This is a genomic window from Vicinamibacteria bacterium (assembly GCA_035620555.1).
Classification (GTDB): domain Bacteria; phylum Acidobacteriota; class Vicinamibacteria; order Marinacidobacterales; family SMYC01; genus DASPGQ01.
Genome location: DASPGQ010000696.1, coordinates 1 through 2,144, shown reverse-complemented (window position 1 = coordinate 2,144; position 2,144 = coordinate 1). Strand labels below are relative to the sequence as shown.

The 2,144-nt window shown below is 62.9% G+C and carries 3 protein-coding genes; all 3 read left to right on the top strand.

Going from position 1 to position 2,144, the window contains the following annotated elements; all coding sequences use genetic code 11:
* Window positions 1-930 (top strand): hypothetical protein (locus VEK15_28095; protein HXV64592.1); only part of this gene is annotated, 930 nt, incomplete at its 5' end.
* A 55-nt stretch (window positions 931-985) separates the two neighbouring features.
* Window positions 986-1,483: a DinB family protein gene (locus tag VEK15_28090; protein HXV64591.1), complete on the top strand. Its 498-nt coding sequence runs from the start codon at window positions 986-988 to the stop codon at window positions 1,481-1,483.
* A 40-nt stretch (window positions 1,484-1,523) separates the two neighbouring features.
* A partial coding sequence (locus tag VEK15_28085; protein HXV64590.1) for an ABC transporter permease occupies window positions 1,524-2,144 on the top strand: 621 nt, incomplete at its 3' end.

The window sequence follows — 2,144 nt, the reverse complement described above, 5'->3', positions numbered from 1 at the left end:
ACCGTCATCACGTTCGATCGGAGCCTGGGAGAGCGCCCCGAGGGCGTCGTCCTGGACCGGCGCGGCAACCTGTACGTGAGCCTCGCTCCCATCGGTCAAATACTGAAGCTCGACGCCGACGATCCTTTCCCGGTGCCAACGCTCTTCGCCGTTCTCGAGCCCGAACCCCTCGGGAGCGGCACCCTGGGTCTCGAGGTGGATCGCCGCGGGAACGTGTACGCCGCCGTCGCTTCCTTCAAGCCGGATAGCCACGGGGTGTGGCGTATCACTCCCAAGGGAAAGAAGTCGAGGCTTCCGGGCTCGGAAGCGATCGTCTTTCCCAACTCGCTCGTCTTCGACGAGCGCTCCAACCTCTACGTGACCGACACGCTGGGGAGCGCGGTGTGGCGCATACCTCCTGGAGGAGCGGCCGAAGTCTGGGCTTCGGACGTTCTTCTCGGCGGGATCCCGTCCGTTCCGGGCTTTCCCCCTCTCGGCGCGAACGGCATCACGTACCACTGGCGCAAGCTCTACGTGGCCAATAGCACCAGAGGGCAGATTCTGAAGATACGCGTGCGGCACGACGGAAGCGCCGGGGCCGTCGAGCCCGTGACCGCCGGCGTCGACTTCGACGCGGACGGAAACCTGGTCGGAGATTTCAGCTTGTTTCCCGTGGACGGAATCGCCTCCGACGTCGTGGGCAACCTGTACCCCCTCCTCGTCGGAGCCCACAAGCTGGTGCGCTTGAGGCCGGATGGCACCGGGCTCACCGAGCTCGCCGGCCCGGGTGACGGGCTCGATTTTCCCGCGAGCGCCGCCTTCGGAGCTTCGCGCGGCCTTCGCACGACGGTCTTCATCACCAACCTCTCGATAACGGATGAGATCGACAACCCCGCCGTCTTGAAGATGGACGTCGGTATCCCCGGTCCACCCGTTCTCGGAAAGGACTGAGGCTTCTCATCTTCTGATAGAATTCCGTTCCACTCGACCGATCGAAGGAGCGGAAATGAGCATAGCGGAAGCCATGGTAATGGAGTTCACCCACGAATCGGCAGGCACTAGAAAGATGTTGGAGCGCCTTCCGGACGACAAGCTCGCCTGGAAGCCTCACCAGAGGTCGATGTCCATGGGCCGTCTCGGGATGCACCTTGCGGAGATCCCGTGGTGGGCGCAAACGATAGTCAAGGACGAGTCGTTCGACATGGCCAGCTTCGACCGCAAGCGCGTCGAGCCCGACAACAAGAAGGAGATCCTCGACAAGTTCGACGGAAACGTGCAGTCCTTCCAGGAGCTTCTGAAAGGCCAGTCCGATGAGCACCTCTTCCAGCACTGGAAGCTCACGGAGAGTGGGCACGTTGCCGTCGACATGCCCCGGCTCGTGTGTCTGAGGGGATTCGTGCTGAGCCACATCATCCACCACCGTGGTCAGCTCAGCGTCTATCTGCGACTGAACGACGTGCCGCTGCCGGCACTCTATGGTCCGAGCGCCGACGAAAACATGTAGATCTCCTTTGTACTCGTTCTTACGAAACCCGCGCCTCACCGTGCCCGCGCTGGTGTCGATTACGCTCGGAATCGGCGCCAGCACGATCCTCTTCAGTCTCATCAAGGGAGTGCTGCTCGCGCCTCTGCCCTACCCTGAGGTGGAACGGCTGGTTCTGCTGCGCGCCCGGAACACTCGTTCCGGCGAAACACGCCCTTTCGTCTCATTGCTCGATTTTCGCGACTGGCAGCGGCAGGCGAGCTCGTTCGATGGGATGGCGCTCTACCGGTGGAGTCAGCTCGACCTGCCGGGGGAGGATTCCACCGAGCGCATCCAGGGACTTCGAGTCACGCCGGAGTTCTTCCGTGTGATGGGTCTTTCCGCCGCGCTCGGTCGAGTACCGCGCGGGACGACGCCCGAGGAAGACACCGGCGTCATTGTTCTCGGCAGAAATCTCTGGGACCGGCGATTCGGTGCCGACCCGAATCTGGTGGGCGAGACGATTGCCGTCAACAGCTGGCGATGGTTGCCGAGATTGGGCTCGGTCCCGCATCAGGTCCTTGCCGTGATCGACGAGCCGTCGAGGTTTCTGCCGATGACGTCGGGGCTCGATGAGCGTTTCGTTGGCGTCGATGACGTCGTCGATTTCTGGCTCCCCCTGGAGCGCAACGAGGAGGCTCTC

Coding starts and splice junctions, on each gene's coding strand:
- VEK15_28090 (HXV64591.1), top strand. CDS start 986: ATGAGCATAGCGGAAGCCATGGTAATGGAGTTCACCCACGAATCGGCA.